Annotated in this window: 14 protein-coding genes; 4 read left to right on the top strand and 10 right to left on the bottom strand. The window is 35.9% G+C overall.

Going from position 1 to position 14,647, the window contains the following annotated elements; translation table 11 throughout:
• The first annotated feature begins 158 nt into the window (after nt 1-158).
• Nucleotides 159-1,667 (top strand): O-antigen ligase family protein, encoded by a 1,509-nt coding sequence (locus FDK13_RS21045; RefSeq protein WP_137341990.1) that lies wholly within the window; start codon nt 159-161, stop codon nt 1,665-1,667.
• Here the strand turns inward: FDK13_RS21045 and FDK13_RS21040 are convergent.
• Complete coding sequence (locus FDK13_RS21040) at nt 1,664-2,728, bottom strand: acyltransferase family protein (RefSeq protein ID WP_137341989.1); 1,065 nt, start codon at nt 2,726-2,728, stop codon at nt 1,664-1,666. The two genes, FDK13_RS21045 and FDK13_RS21040, sit on opposite strands and share 4 nt — an antisense overlap.
• A gap of 172 nt (nt 2,729-2,900) precedes the next feature.
• Here FDK13_RS21040 and FDK13_RS21035 point away from each other — a divergent pair, with 172 nt between their 5' ends.
• Together FDK13_RS21035 and FDK13_RS21030 are read left to right on the top strand one after the other, a co-directional pair.
• Nucleotides 2,901-3,752: a beta-1,6-N-acetylglucosaminyltransferase gene (locus FDK13_RS21035; RefSeq protein ID WP_137341988.1), complete on the top strand. Its 852-nt coding sequence runs from the start codon at nt 2,901-2,903 to the stop codon at nt 3,750-3,752.
• A 53-nt stretch (nt 3,753-3,805) separates the two neighbouring features.
• Nucleotides 3,806-4,990 (top strand): glycosyltransferase, encoded by a 1,185-nt coding sequence (locus tag FDK13_RS21030; RefSeq protein WP_137341987.1) that lies wholly within the window; start codon nt 3,806-3,808, stop codon nt 4,988-4,990.
• Nucleotides 4,991-5,039: 49 nt separating this feature from the next.
• On the opposite strand, the gene FDK13_RS21025 is transcribed toward FDK13_RS21030, so the two are convergent.
• The 4 genes from FDK13_RS21025 to FDK13_RS21010 are packed head-to-tail and all read right to left on the bottom strand — an operon-like array spanning nt 5,040 to nt 9,188.
• Nucleotides 5,040-5,807 carry a glycosyltransferase gene (locus tag FDK13_RS21025; protein ID WP_137341986.1) on the bottom strand — a complete coding sequence of 256 codons (768 nt, stop codon included), beginning with the start codon at nt 5,805-5,807 and terminating at the stop codon, nt 5,040-5,042.
• 16 nt (nt 5,808-5,823) lie between these two features.
• Nucleotides 5,824-6,600 carry a glycosyltransferase family A protein gene (locus tag FDK13_RS21020; protein ID WP_137341985.1) on the bottom strand — a complete coding sequence of 259 codons (777 nt, stop codon included), beginning with the start codon at nt 6,598-6,600 and terminating at the stop codon, nt 5,824-5,826.
• A 12-nt stretch (nt 6,601-6,612) separates the two neighbouring features.
• Nucleotides 6,613-7,482 carry a glycosyltransferase family 2 protein gene (locus FDK13_RS21015; RefSeq protein ID WP_137341984.1) on the bottom strand — a complete coding sequence of 290 codons (870 nt, stop codon included), beginning with the start codon at nt 7,480-7,482 and terminating at the stop codon, nt 6,613-6,615.
• Between the two features lie 50 nt (nt 7,483-7,532).
• A complete protein-coding gene (locus FDK13_RS21010) occupies nt 7,533-9,188 on the bottom strand; it encodes a glycosyltransferase family 39 protein (protein ID WP_137341983.1) in 1,656 nt (551 codons plus the stop codon).
• A gap of 173 nt (nt 9,189-9,361) precedes the next feature.
• Here FDK13_RS21010 and FDK13_RS21005 point away from each other — a divergent pair, with 173 nt between their 5' ends.
• Complete coding sequence (locus tag FDK13_RS21005) at nt 9,362-10,720, top strand: lipopolysaccharide biosynthesis protein (protein ID WP_137341982.1); 1,359 nt, start codon at nt 9,362-9,364, stop codon at nt 10,718-10,720.
• On the opposite strand, the gene FDK13_RS21000 is transcribed toward FDK13_RS21005, so the two are convergent.
• The 5 genes from FDK13_RS21000 to FDK13_RS20980 are packed head-to-tail and all read right to left on the bottom strand — an operon-like array spanning nt 10,703 to nt 14,476.
• Nucleotides 10,703-11,857 carry an acyltransferase family protein gene (locus FDK13_RS21000; protein WP_137341981.1) on the bottom strand — a complete coding sequence of 385 codons (1,155 nt, stop codon included), beginning with the start codon at nt 11,855-11,857 and terminating at the stop codon, nt 10,703-10,705. The genes FDK13_RS21005 and FDK13_RS21000 overlap by 18 nt on opposite strands.
• On the bottom strand, nt 11,854-12,423 hold the full coding sequence (locus tag FDK13_RS20995; protein WP_137341980.1) for an anti-sigma regulatory factor: 570 nt from the start codon (nt 12,421-12,423) through the stop codon (nt 11,854-11,856). The genes FDK13_RS21000 and FDK13_RS20995 overlap by 4 nt, the downstream gene beginning before the upstream one ends.
• On the bottom strand, nt 12,424-12,765 hold the full coding sequence (locus FDK13_RS20990; RefSeq protein ID WP_137341979.1) for an STAS domain-containing protein: 342 nt from the start codon (nt 12,763-12,765) through the stop codon (nt 12,424-12,426).
• Nucleotides 12,766-12,770: 5 nt separating this feature from the next.
• A complete protein-coding gene (locus FDK13_RS20985) occupies nt 12,771-13,928 on the bottom strand; it encodes a response regulator (protein ID WP_137341978.1) in 1,158 nt (385 codons plus the stop codon).
• Nucleotides 13,925-14,476: a hypothetical protein gene (locus tag FDK13_RS20980; protein WP_229216145.1), complete on the bottom strand. Its 552-nt coding sequence runs from the start codon at nt 14,474-14,476 to the stop codon at nt 13,925-13,927. The genes FDK13_RS20985 and FDK13_RS20980 overlap by 4 nt, the downstream gene beginning before the upstream one ends.
• Nucleotides 14,477-14,647: the final 171 nt, after the last annotated feature.

Here is a 14,647-nt window from a genome sequence, read left to right as displayed (position 1 = left end):
ACTACCAATCTATGAGAGTATATCCTGTCAAATCTGAGAAGAAAAAAAAAGTAAATTTTAACCATTTAACTCCTTTGGAAAAGAAGACCAGGCAGGCAGCTTTGTTATTGGCCTTCTTGAGTATATTCATTTTCTTCTTTAAAATCTTATTTTTATAAATGGAGAAAGATACTCAGATTTTTTTTCAGAATAAAAGGGCGGATAACTCCTCTTTTCAAAGTAGAATTAGACAGATTTTTTGGATTGAGAAGCTAAGTAATAAAACAGGTCTGCTTATCTTACTTTTCATTTCATTGGTCTTTGGCACTCTGATTGTATTTAAGGGAATCGTTGCCGGAGCTTTTATTTTACTATCTATAATAGTGCCAGCGGTAATATATGGAATTGTTATGTATCCGTTGTTCGGAATATCAATTCTTATGGTCATGGCATACTTTCTGTTTTTTATTATGAAAACAGGTATAGATTTTCCGCTAGGTACCGCAATGGATGGCATTCAAGGATTACTTATTCTCGGTTTTTTTATTCATCAGAAAAAAAAACCGGATTGGGACAGCTTAAAGGGATCAATTAGTTTTATGATACTACTTTGGATAGGATATAATTTTGTAGAAATTGTTAATCCAACTGCAGAATCAAGGTTAGCTTGGGTGTATACGATCAGATCGGTAGCCATTGTTATGTTGATGTATTTTGTGTTTATGTACCAGATTAAGACGGTAAAATCGATTCGCATTATTCTTAAGATATGGATTTTTCTTTCTGTTCTGGCCGCCTTATACGCTTACAAGCAAGAGTACTTTGGATTTTCTGATGCGGAGCAGGCTTGGTTAGATTCGGATCCCAATATTGCTGATCTTTTATACATCGCAGGGCATTGGAGAAAGTTTTCAATATTTTCAGATCCTGTGGCTTTTTCCTATAATATGGTTGTAAGCAGTATTCTATGTATATGTCTTATAACAAACACAAAAAAGACATGGAAAAAGGCAGTGTTAATCTTCTTTATATTTTTGTTATTGACTGCCATGTTATTCTCAGGAACAAGGGGAGCTTATGTTTTATTGCCCGCCGCGATGGTTCTATTTTTAATTTTACGCTTTAGCAGGCAAGTATTAATAGGTTCTGCAATTGCAGCTGTCTTTATTGTTTTTCTAATTTTCGTACCAACCTCTGACCAGAATATTCTTCGTTTTCAAACAGCGTTCAAACCATCGGAAGATGTATCTTTTAAAGCGAGGACTGTAAACCAAAAACGAATTCAACCCTATATTTGGTCTCACCCTATGGGGGGAGGCTTAGGAGCTACTGGAGCATGGGGGCAAAGATTTGCGCCCAATTCTTATCTCGCCCATTTTCCGCCTGATAGTGGGTATGTACGCGTTGCAGTTGAATTAGGTTGGATAGGTTTATTACTCTTCTGCTGTTTGATGTTTAGTATTATGCGCACAGGGATAGACAATTATTATACTATCAGAAACAAAGAGCTTAAAACATACTGTATGGCAGTACTCCTCATCATATTTGCTTATAACATAGGGAATTACCCGCAAGAGGCTTTGGTGCAATTCCCTTCCAATATATATTTTTATCTGGCTGTTGCTCTGATAAATGTTACAAAAAAAATAGATGATAGGATAGCCTCTTCCAATGAAATATCATTCTAAACTGGGATTTTAGTCATTACTTTTTGTTTAGCAGGCATCAGATTAATAAAGTATTTTTCAAAATAATTGTATACAATATAGCTTGCAATCGGAGTAACCAATACGGATAGGACAATTACAATAATTTTCTCACGATGAGAAGACGGATTAATTGTCATTTTAAAACATTCAAAAATAATAGGATGTAAAAGATATACCGAATAACTAATTTCTCCTAGAAACGTTAACGAATTGGCAATTGAGGAATGCAGAAACGAAAAGTCACCAATGTACATAAAGTAGCAAAGCAGAGTAGTGAGCAGGGTGAAAATTATTCTTTGATTACCAACGGTTAGGACTATAGGTTCACCGCTTATAGGATAAAATATAATTATCGCGGCCAGTATGATAGATGCAAACGGAGCAAGTTTACATATTAGCACAGATGGTGTTTTGATTGTCCCCAGTAGCATGCCAATTATAAAGAATAAAAACTGCGCAAACGGGCTTACATAATGTCTCCACTGCAAACCAAGAGGTATCGTTGGATCAAGCACGATATAAGTATAGATGCAAAAGGGAATTATCGCAATTAAAAAGCTTAGCCATAAGTAAATGCTGTTTTTATTGGCTAGAATAAGTAATAGTGGGAATAATACATAAAATCCACATTCATTCCCAATTGACCAAGCACCGTTGGCAATGTAAACTTCTGGCTTGAGAATTCCTGGAAGTATAGTAAAATTTGTTATTATTTTTTTTAGGTTGACAGGCTCGGTTTGAAAATTTAATAAAAGGGTTAAAATTGTTACAAACCAAAGCAATGGTAAAATTCTAAGGATTCTTTTAAAGTAAAAAATTTTAACATTATCAACTGAAAGCTTATTGTTATAAACCCTAAAAAGTGTTAGCCCGCTGAGAATGAAAAAAATTGCGACGGCATATATTTTGATTTTTGCAAGTGGATTTGCTGAGTCAACTTCTCCAAAGCTCAAAAGATGAAAATGATAAAACATTATTCCGCAGGCGGCTAAGCCTCTGAGATAATCAAGTGAGTGTATTCTTTTAGAAGTTCCCGACATTGTAGGTAAAAATAAAAATAATTGATAACGTTGATTTAAAATCAAATTTATAAATTTCCTGCCATAACAAGTTATCAGGTCAAAATTAATTTAAGCAATATTTAGGTGAAAAAAATTCACTGTTTTAATCTGAAAAATTAAGTTGCCTGATGCGTTTTAAACATAGATCCTTTTGAAAATTGCACATTTAATTCTTGCTCACGCTGAACCTCAGCAATTGGAGAGACTGATAGAAAGATTAAGGCATCAGGATGCATTTTTTTTCATACATATCGATAAAAAAACTAATCTCGAATCTTTTCGAACGATCCTAAATTATGATAACGTTTTTCTTGTAAGGAAAAGAGTTGTAGTGAATTGGGGTGCTTATAGTATTGTTCAGGCAACAATTAATGGCTTGGAAGAAATTATTGAAGCGGATATAGACATCAATTACGTTAACTTGTTAAGTGGTTCAGACTATCCGATAAAAAATGCCAACAGTATTCATGATTTTTTCCAGGCACATAATGGCGATAATTTCATGGAATATTTTTCTGTTTTTGAAGAATGGCAAGAAGCAATACCGCGCTTAACGGAATATCATTTAACCAATTTTTCAATTCCAGGTCGTTATTTATTTCAAAAGTGGCTGAACAAACTAACACCTGTAAGGCAGTTGCCTTACGGTTTGATAGCCGTTGGCCGGTCTCAATGGTTTAGTATAACAAAACACGCAGCTGATTATATACTTAAATACCTAAAATCCAATTCTAAAGTGATCCGCTTTTTTAAATTGACATGGGCTCCTGATGAAATATTTTTTCAAACCATTTTGTATAATTCTGTTTTTAGGGATCAATTGGTTAATAATAATTTGAGATATATTGACTGGTCCGCTCATAAGGCAAGTCCCAAAGTATTGACGATAGAAGATAAGGATGCTCTGATGACTTCTTCTGCCCTTTTTGCTCGTAAATTTGACATGGACAAGCAGCCTGATATACTTGATTATCTTGACCATGCTGTCCATGATTTAATCTAGCGAGAAATTAGCCTCTAAATTTTTAAAGTACCTTACTCAACTTAATAAAAAAAATGGATATCGTAATCACCGGGCAACAGGCATGGGACGTAGAAATTGGGAGTAACTGTAAAAACATTGCCTTAGAGTTCGCTAAGAAAAATAGGGTTTTATATGTGAACTCGCCGCTGGACCGTATCAGCCTGATGTCTAATCGTAACGATCTAAAAGTTACCAAACGGCTGGATGTGATTAAAAAGAGACGGCCGGGGTTGGAAAAAATACAAGAAAACCTTTGGGTGCTCTATCCTGACAGTATTATAGAATCGATCAACTGGCTTTCTTTCGATTGGGTTTTTAATATATTTAATAAGTGGAATAACCGGGTATTCGCCACTTCGATTGCTGAAGCAACTGTGGAATTGGGATTTAAGAATTACATTCATTTCAATGATAATGACATGTTCCGGAGTTTTTATATGAAAGAATATCTTAAGCCTAGACTTTCTATTTATTACTCGAGGGATTTTATGCTGGCAGTTGATTATTGGAAAAAACATGGTGCTGAGTTAGAACCTAAACTCATTGCCAAAAGTGATTTTTGTGTAGCAAATTCAACTTACTTGGCAGATTATTGTAAAAAATATAATAGCAAATCTTTTTACATTGGGCAAGGCTGCGATCTGGAAATTTTTATGAATGCCTCTGACGAAGAGCCAGAGGATATCCGTTCGATCAACGGTCCAAGAATTGGGTATGTGGGTGCCTTGCAAAACCTGAGGCTTGACATGAATCTTCTTCATTTTATTGCAACATCCAGACCCCATTGGAGCATAGTGCTTGTGGGGCCGGAAGATGATGAATTTAAAAAAAGTAGTTTACACCAATTATTGAATGTGATTTTTTTGGGATCTAAGGATACCTCGGAGTTGCCGGCTTATATTAAATCCTTTGATGTTTGTTTGAATCCGCAACTGCTTAATGAGGTAACTATAGGCAACTATCCCAGGAAAATTGACGAATACCTTGCAGTTGGGAAACCCGTAGTGGCAACAAAAACAGATGCTATGGGTGTGTTTGCTGATTACGTTTATCTTGGAGAAACGCAATCAGATTATATTAGACTTATAGAACTAGCTCTGAATGAAAACTCCTCGGAAAAAGTTAATGCCCGACGGAGATTTGCTTCATCACACACTTGGGAAAACAGTGTTAAAGAAATTTATAATGCTATTAATGCAGTTGAGAATCATTCCTGAATACCAAGCCCATATTTATAGTTGAACGAGGTTTAATTACAGTCAATTGCTATTTTAGATAGTCTAAATTGAACTTTAAATGCCGGTATAAATGCCTCAATTGCGAAAGAAAAAAGTTGTTACTTTCACGCCACATATTCCGTTTCATTGTACTAGGCTCTTCTTCTGAATTTTTTTGAACAAATAAACCGGTGAAGTCCTTATAAAAAAGAGCTTTGCCGCCTTTTTTAAGGAAAGACATCATCATGCTGTATTCAGTAACATCTCCCTTCTCGCCTTCAATATATCTCCCGAACTTCTTAAAGAAATTACTTCTCCTCAAATGTGGATGGTCACTGTAAACATAGAATTTTTTATATCCAGGTTTCCAAACTTTAAATGTCATTTCGTAAAATCCGTGCTCCAGGTATTTTAAGAAAGGATACTCAAAATAGGCGTAAAAACGTATTACATCTATATCAGGGTGTGAATTGATAAGTTCCAGTGAATTCTGAAAGCTTTTTGGGAAAATAGAAGTTGGGGTAAAATCTTCCTGAACATAAAGTGTCAATGCTGTTTTTACCGCATCTTGCCCTTTGTTTATATTATTACCAAGCCCTTTGTTTTTGGCGGTTGTGACAAGACGAAAATTATAATTTTGCTGTAACGATTTTAAGTTCTCAAGATGCTCTTGCTTACTTCCGTCGTCAGAAACAACTATTTCTTCAAAATTGCAATCCAGATCTTTAAATGATTCCAAAAGTTGCCCTAATGATTGGCTTCTGTTATAATGAGTAATAAGTAGGGTGACCTGTTTAAAAAAATATTTATTTTCCATAGTCTAGAAAGTCATTCTATTTCGCTAATGCCAGATCTATCGTGTTTTTTAACCAGCGGTAGCGCAAATAAATAAGCCTTGAAATAACTACCAATGGGTTTTTACTTAATTTCCAATCTGGCCTGTCAAAGGTGCTAGGTTCATCAGGTGAATTTTTTTGATAAAATAATGTTGTGAACTCGTTATAAAACAGGCCTTTGCCTCTGTTTTTCAAAAAATTGATTGCCATTTTGTACTCTGTAACATTTACATCTAAACCTTCCGGATATCTGCCAAATTTGTCTAAAAAATTGCTGCGCCGTAAATGTGGATGATCACTGTAATAATAAAATTTAATATGATTCATGTCCCATTTTGAAAATACCATTTCTGAGTAACCCTTTTTGAAAGGCTTTAAATTTGGATAAATGAAGTATGCATAAAATCTTACAATATCCAGATTTGAATCTTCATGCATAAAGGTCAGTGCATCTTCAAAATGAGTTGGAAAAATATCCGACGGCTGAAAGTCTTCCTGAACGTACAACGTGTAGGGTGACCGTACCATGTCCTGCCCTTTATTAATATTATTGCCGAGTCCTTTATTAATTGGTGTAGTGACCAAGTTAAAATTAAAACGATCTTTGATGGCAACTACCTTGTTTAGATGTTCTGGGCGACTGCCATCATCTGAAACTACAATTTCGTAAAATTTACAGTTTAGATTTTCAAAGGTTGACAACAAACGCTCTAGCGATCCGCTTCTGTTATAGTGCGTTATAAGCAAAGTAGTATCCGGAAAAATATGCTCCATGGGTTAATTTAGTTATTTGGATAGGTAGTTACGCATTCCTTTTAATTGTCTTTTTACCCGGTTCAAGAAAGCTTTGGCAATACTTCCGTCATCCAAAAGTCGACGCGGAGATGTGAAGACCGTGGCCCGGGAGGATGTAACCATTTTTAGATTACCTGCCTTTTTTAAATTTAGTGCCATTCTTCCATCTTCCGCTTCATTTTGATAATCGCTTCCAACAATGTTCGCATAAACCCTCGAACCACTTACTTTAAAACCACCAGTGGATTTGCCAATTTCAGTTACGAATCCCATATTGAAACCGTATACGTTCAGATATTCTTTGTTCTTTTTACGGATTTGAATCATTATGCCGGCGAATTGTTCATATAGCCAAAGGCCAAATCTGCTTTGATTTTCGGGAGGAATAAACGAATAATTTCCATAAACCCCTGTAATACCAGAATCCTTAACCATTGGTGCAACCATAAGGTCGATCCAGTCCGGTGGATAGAACGTATCGGAATCAGCACAAAGATGATATTTGCCGCGAGCCAGCTCCAGGCCCATTTGTCTGGCAAATGGTGTTCCCTGAATAGGCTGCATATAGTTTCGAACACCTAGTCTGTCAAGCACCAGCTGAGTTGCGTCTGTGGAGTTGTTATTGATGACAACCAACTCAACTTTATAGCCTGTTGTGCTATTTGACAAAGAAGAAAGGGTACGATAAATATTATTTTCCTCGTTCCACGCTGGAATCACGACAGAAATCTCAGGCTGCTCCTCTTTAAACCGGCTGATTGACAATTTAAGATTTTCAATTTCCAAATCGGTTAAATCCTGAAATTGTTTATCCTTAAATAGGTGTGGTAAAATCCATTTCGGTAAACCAAATAAACTCATGTCTGTTAGATAACGTTGGAAAATATATAAATGAAATCAAAACCGGGGGATTATTTTTTTTGTAGTGGAAGTTCATATAAGATGAGCCGAATATCTGTTTCCTGATCTGATGAAGGATACGAGACTTTAACCGAACCTAATTTCGCTAACTCATCAAGCACTTTCGAATTTGCATCTACATTGTAATAATACCAGTTGGGACGGTTTTCGATATCCCCAATTTTTAGACTATTGTAGGGTTTGTAGGCATACCAGAGCCTTTCATTCCCCTTAATTTTACTAAAATCAGCTTGCAGGCTGTTAAAATAACTTCTAAAGTCAGTTGATGTTTTCCTGAAATCCTTTCCATAAATGGTGTTGAAGGAAAAGTTGTAAGTTTGGACATAATAAAGAAAAGAAGGCAGATTATTCCAATAAACATAAACAACATCTCCTTTTTTGTACCGTTGCTGAATGTATTGCATGGCTTCTCGTTGTCTTGATTTTTTGTAATCGCCAAACAGAGAAGTATTAATAATCTGACGTGTCGAATTAAAAAGCGGAGCTCCGATTAAGACTATAATTAGTATATTTTTCATGGTGGAATGAGTTCGAAGCCGATAGACCGCGTCCACCCCTTTTGCAACAACAATTACAAATATTGGAGCAAGAAATACAGTTAATCTTTCTTTTAACGGATAAAGCTCCAATGACGATGCAATAAGAGCCAGGATCACCGGGCATGCGAATAGAAGTAAATGTTGTTTTTGACGGACAAATAATTCTTTTAGACCGAGAAGGCCAACCAGAATTGGTAAAAAGGGTTGTCTCAACATGACGCGTAATATAGGATTATATTCATGTTTATAATCCAGATCGATCCAGGTTAACCCCAAAGGATATCTAATTAAAGAGTAAATTTGAATAAACGGCCATAAAATATCATGTAAAGACTTTGGTGGAATAGGCATAAACGCCTCTCTGTTCCGCCAGAATTGGAGGAGCCATTCTTCCTCAGGAAACTTGCTTAGAAAAAAAACATATTGAACAGCAAAGCTGAACAGCCAAATGGAAAAAGGAATTAAATGGAGAAACAAATTTTTCCACTCCTTTTTTATTAAAAATGTCAGCGAAACGGCAATTGCAATTCCTGCTAAAATAAATAGTGCCGAGAAGGAGATCCACAAAATAGCTCCCCCTGTGATCCCCCAGACAAGCAAGTTTTTAATTCCGTTTTTCTGATAAAAATGAACATATAAAAATAGACACAATACTGATGCCAGAAATTCTGTACCATATTGTTTTACTTCCACAGAATGGTAAATCAGGGGAGGCGCTATAGCAACAATAAAGACAGCCGCCATCACTCCATGATTACTTCGAACGAAATACCTTGCAACAGGTACAAATAAGATTATAGAAGATATTCCACAAATAAGAGGAAATAATCTTAAAGACATTTCCTTATTCCCAAAGAGAATGACGCTTAATCGAACTAACCATAAAAAACCAATAGGTGCACGTTGTTGATAATCTAATGGGAGAGTGGCAAGATCATGGAAAGACATTCTGACCAGGCTTGATGCAAGGAATACTTCATCCTCCCAAAGTGACCGGTTATCAAAGTAATGGAAAATGCGAAAGAAAACACCTGCCAACAGGATTATTATTAGTATTGGGGATATGCGTTTAAATAAGGCTGAAAATCGAGTAAAGTCTTTTATCATAAGTTGAGTAAACTGTCATATAAATTAACGCCTTTTGTGGCAAAAATTCTAAATAAAAATTAAATTAGTTGAATGAACCGTTGAAATAATTAGAGTTACCAGAAAATTGATCAATAAAAAATGTCATATTTACTTTTTTCTCAGCAAAAAATTGGTTTACTCCTCAATGTTAAATGGCTTCTCAACTTTTACAAAAATTAAGAAATAAACATTTCCTTTCGCTTGCAGGAAACGGAATAATGTCAGTATTGGGAATGCTGAATATGATTATTTTATACAGGGCACTTTCTGTGGCCAGCATAGGTATGTGGGTGTTTTTTCTCTCAATTCTTCTTCTTGTAGATACCTTTCGATCTGGATTTCTAACTACTGCTTTTATCAAATTTTACTCAGGGGCGACAGTTGAGAGAAAAAGGGAAGTGGTTGGATCGGCCTGGTTTATTGGAGGGGCAATAACTGCTATTCTGGTTTTATTAAATATTCCGGCATATCTTTTGTCATCTTATTTTGAGAATCCATCTGTGTTGTTGTTCATAGAATGGTTTGGCATAATATACGTTGCCTCATTGCCTTCCTTTATTTCCTCGTGTGTGGTTCAGGCTGAACAGCGATTCGATCATTTATTATACATTCGATTTTTAACTCAAGGTATATTTATTTTTTTTGTAATTGTAATGACGCTCACAAAAACAGCTAGTTTGCAAAACATTATTTATGCTTATTTGGCCGGAGCTTCGTTTACAAGCCTTTTCACAATGTTTATAGGTTGGTCAAGAATTTCAGATTTTAAATATAGAACCTGGACGTGTATTAGTGAGATCTTTCACTTCGGTAAATATAGTGTTGGCACAACATTGAGCTCAAATTTGTTCGGTACATCTAATACTATGATTGTAAATTTCATGCTCGGGCCGGCAGCCTTGGCGGTGTTCAATCTGGGCCAGCGCCTTATGGAAATTATAGAGATACCTTTAAGAAGTTTTGCTGCAACCGGAATGCCCGAACTTTCTGCTGCATATAATGCGGAAAATAAGGAATTGGTTATTCATACTATGAAGCGGTATGCCGGCCTTATTACTGTGGCACTTTTGCCAGTTTGCCTGGGGGCGGTAGTTTTGGCTGATGTTGCAATACAAATAATAGGAGGTAGTAAATATGTCGGTACCGAAGCTGCCAATATCATGCGTCTTTTTATGACTTTTGCTTTGTTGTATCCGCTGGATAGATTTTTTGCATTAACCCTCGATGTTATTCATCAGCCTAAGATTAACTTTATTAAGGTAATATTAATGCTGGTTGGTAGTGTATCGGCAACATTTACCGGTATATATTTAACTGGTAACATTTATGGCGTTGCGTTGGCTAATATTGTGCCTACTTTTATCGGAATAAGTATCGGATATTGGGGACTTAACCGTTTTCAACCATTTGGTATTTTAAGTGTTTTTACTACCGGTTATACAGAAGCAGTAATAATAGTAAAAACATATTGGCTGAAATTTGTTTCAAAAAAATCAAATATCTCCTCTTAATTCAACTTGTGCATTCTCCTTTCCGCCATTTGTGTTTTTTGACTTTTTATACTGAAATCTCATTTCAACATTTTTATACATCCACGCGGATACGAAGTAGATCAATATAAAATTCAGAATAAATAACCACGAATAGGAAGTCGGAGGTAATTTAATTATTCTAATAAACAAGACATTGAATATACTGATCAGAAAAGCGTGGGTCATGTAAATGGAATAGGAGTATTGTCCCAGTTTTTTCAAAAGCCCAATGTTTTTTAAACCGGAAGAAATAATTCCCTTTTCGAACGAAAAAATAAAAATACAGGCAAAGAATAAAACTTCAAAAATCGCTCCCAGCGGTTTTAATTCTTCTCCCTTGCAAATGCAAGTTGTGATCACAGTAATCGTCACTATTTCAGAAATAGAAAATAGATAAGCCGGTAGTTTCCTAAGCGCTTCGTTTGTTTGATTAAAAAGATTAAAACAAAGAACTCCTGTGAAAAAGCCAAGAATCCCTCGCAGAAATCCGTAATTAAAACTATAATTGATCTGAAAACTTTCCGATACAAACCACAATCCGGTCAGGGATATCACCACCACAAGAAGGTAATAAGAATTGCGCCTCGATATCTGTTTTGAAGAGCAGATAAAAACCACCAGCATTCCAAATACCAGATATGCGATCATCTCAGCACTGATGGACCAGCTAGGAATATTCCAGCTTACATCTTTAACGCCAGGAAGAGGTGTAGAATTAATCAGAAATAATGAAGTGAAAAAGGTATAAACTGTATTAGCCGGATTGACAAGATTGTTTACTTTAACATAAGGATTAAGTAAATTTTTTGCTATTCCCATTCCTGCAAATGCTAATAACATTACGAAATGAAGCGGATAAATTCTGTAAATCCGTTTGGTTAAAAACAGTTTTAATGATTGCAAATCAGGCATGGACTGATAGCTGTATGCGATTACAAAGCCACTTAGCACAAAAAAGAAATCCACGAACATATCAGAATTTTCTACGAAGCTGTTGTTAAGGATACGTGTATCCGCAAAGGGGCCAAGATGAAAAAGAAATACCAACGAGGCGAATATTCCGCGAAACATATCTAAAACTTCGAACCGGTGCCTTTGGGTTTTTAAATCGCTCATGCCTGATAATCAAAACTAATACTAAATACATTTTTCCTCGTTTTTCCTTCATAAGAATACGTAAACCGGTCCGAGGCTTTCGCAATAATCATTAACCCAAAATGCTCACTGGTGTTTACCAGTAGTAAGGGCATTTCTTCATCTTCAACTTCTACAACGATAAAAAAAGCGCTTTTTTTATTTTCTGTGAAAACACGTAACGAATCCATTCCATTTCGATATACTTCAAAATGCTGATTTACAAGATTTTCATCCAACGGCCACGACAATTTCAAAGTACCTGAATTAACTTTCAAGGTAAGTGGGGTCCCGGAATCTTCTTTTTCGATAGTCAGATTATTTTTATTGAAATTCAGGTTCAGGCGGCTCTTTTCTGAGCCGGAATGTTTGGCCCCGTTGATCAATAATTCTGTAATCGCCCATTTTATTTTTGAATGAATAGCGACCGGCACACCCAAGAACTCATTTTGTTCCTCAATATACTCGACACAGCTTCTCACAACCGAAGCTAACCCTTCTGCTTTATTATGGAATATAAATGACTTCGTGTGACTATATTTTTTCATTTACAAATTAAATGTTTCCATGGCCTGCTCGTAACTTGTAAAAATTTTAAAAACTTTATCCATTCTGATCAATGTGAGAAGATTTTTGACATCCGGCTTCAATGCCACCAGATAAATATCTGTTTTTCTGGGCATTGCATATTTTAAAGCTACCACCAGGCTCCCAAGAAAGGAACTGTCTATGTAGTTCACATTTTCAAAACTTACGATGATAAGCCTGGCGCCGTTGGCAATAAGTGTTATCATTTCTTCTTTAAACATGTCGGCATTTGCGAGACTTGCTTCTTCCGGCAAAATAGTTGCCTGTACAATATTTTCGAGGTCGTTAACTTGAAGTATCATGAGGGTTATTGTTTTTCTATAAAAATGATGCTGGCGTCGTCCATTTGGTTACTATCATCAATTCTTTCTAAAACGTTAGATTTTATTAATTCAAAACTATTCGGATCGCCTAAAAACGGGCTGATTTTTTCTACAAAGAAAGGATAATCACTTTTCTTTGATCCGTTGGAGGGTATATCAATCATCCCATCTGTAAAAATAACAAGTTGGTCGCCGCTTTTCATATTGATGATTTGTTTGTCATACATTCCGTCTTCAAGCAGGCCGAGTAACAAACCAGAAGAAAGCAGCATTTTGGGAATTAAATCGGCTGGTTTGAAGTAAATCAGAGGCAGGTCACCCGCACCGGTATAATGAATTTCGCCGGTTTCACTGTCAAGCAATATAAGAGACAGGCTCGACAGAATATTCTGAAGACTTTCATCCAGGTAAACCAGTTTGTTAATTTTAGTGACGATAGAATCCAGTGTGAAATCATTATCCAGAACGCAAAACCGGATCGCTGCACGTATATAGCTCAGAAATCCGAAAGTGAAAAACCAGGCCTTCCATTTTTTTCCCATTATATCGCCAAGAAAAGCAAAGCAATACCGCTGATCGACCTGAACGAAATCTATAAAATCGCCTCCCGGATAACCACGGTAACCTTTATGCCAGAAATAAATCCTGAATCCCGGAACTGTTGGGCTTGAGGTTGGAATAGACTTTACATTAAGCGTTTCAGCTGCAATTCGTAATTCACGGATGGATCTGATGTGCTCGTTTTCCAGGGATTTTATAATATTATTTAACTTCGAAATGATAACCGGCAGAGGTGTTTCTTTGTTGATATAATCCAATGCGTTCATATTCAGGCCTTCCAGAACCAATGAATTGTCGGTAAAAGAAGTAAGGAACACAAATGGAATATCCCGAATATTGGGATTCAGCAAAACTGCCTGACGAAAGTCGAAACCGTTTATTTCCGGCATATCATAATCCGATAGTATCAGGTCTGGTATTTCATGTTGCAACAAAAGCAAGGCAGCCGAAGCAGAATCGCACAATACACAGGTATAGCCGGCTTTTTTTAAAGATGCCTCCATAACCTTTCTGAAAAGAAGGTTGTCTTCTACCAGAAGTATTTTTTTTACAGATGCAGGAGATTCCGGAAGGGTGATCATTTTTTGTTGAAATTTAGAACAAATACAAGTACTCCACCAAAAATAATGAGTAATGAAACCAGATCCATAATCGTGACTCCATCATTTGCATTAAAATAAAAAACGGTGAAAATTTCAAAGCTTGGTGGCGCCGGCATAATGATCATAGCGAATCCCACAATGATAAGCAGTATAGCCAGAATAAACATTACGCCCTTTTGAATTGTATTTTTGCGAAGGTATGTCTTGCTTACGTCACTGTCAAATGTATTTTCCGAAAGCAGTTTTTCCAGTCCTTCAAGCAGCTCTTCTCTTGACAAATTGTTATCCTGATCCAGTTCTTTAAAAGGTGCCAGTTCTTTGGGTATAAGCAGAGATTTTTGGAATGCATCAGAAATCTTTTTCTGATAGTGTCTGGAACTTTGGCTGGATATGTTGGAAACTTCAATAGCTTCAATGAGTTCCTGAATCTTTTTTTCCAATAACTGATGCTCATGACCAGCCTGATGCGGCTCGCCTGAATTGTTTATAGAAATTTTATTAGAATCAAGTAATCGGGGAATTTTCACTTTATCTATGATAACCTATGTTTTAACCACATGTGGTAACTTTTGAAATAATATTTAATTGAAAATTTCTTTCAAAAGTTATATTTTGTTTAAAGCTATATTTTTATTGTTAATTTTGAAATAATTCTACAAAATTGATAAAATAAATTCTTGTTTTTGCTGTAAAATTAC

This window comes from Dyadobacter frigoris, from assembly GCF_005280585.1.
GTDB lineage: Bacteria > Bacteroidota > Bacteroidia > Cytophagales > Spirosomataceae > Dyadobacter > Dyadobacter frigoris.
Note: the sequence above shows the minus strand (reverse complement) of the source record. Positions and strands in the feature narration are given on the sequence as shown.